This window comes from Escherichia sp. GZ89 (assembly GCF_019366485.1).
Lineage (GTDB): Bacteria > Pseudomonadota > Gammaproteobacteria > Enterobacterales > Enterobacteriaceae > Escherichia > Escherichia fergusonii.
In genome coordinates this window covers 1-511 of sequence record NZ_JAEOHX010000086.1, presented here as the reverse complement: position 1 = coordinate 511, position 511 = coordinate 1, and the positions used below count along the sequence as shown (strand labels likewise).

The 511-nt window shown below is 56.0% G+C and carries 1 pseudogene; it reads left to right on the top strand.

The annotated features are described in order from the left end of the window. A pseudogene (locus K0335_RS22355) lies at positions 1 to 511 on the top strand (1,4-alpha-glucan branching enzyme); the annotation flags it as partial.

Genomic DNA, 511 nt, shown 5'->3' with positions numbered 1-511 from the left:
CATAGCGACCCGCGCGAGGGCTATCACCAGGACTGGAATACGCTGATCTACAACTATGGTCGTCGTGAAGTCAGTAATTATCTGGTGGGTAACGCCCTGTACTGGATGGAGCGTTTTGGGATTGATGCGCTGCGTGTCGATGCGGTGGCCTCTATGATCTACCGCGACTACAGCCGCAAAGAGGGCGAGTGGATACCGAACGAGTTCGGCGGTCGTGAAAACCTGGAAGCCATTGAGTTTCTGCGTAATACCAACCGCATTATTGGCGAGCAGGTGCCCGGCGCGGTCAGCATGGCGGAAGAGTCGACAGACTTCTCTGGCGTGACGCGTCCACCGGAAACGGGTGGGCTGGGGTTCTGGTACAAGTGGAATCTGGGCTGGATGCACGACACGCTGGACTACATGAAGCTGGACCCGGTGTACCGCCAGTATCATCACGACAAGCTGACCTTTGGTATGTTGTACAACCATACCGAAAACTTTGTTCTGCCGCTGTCGCACGATGAGGTGG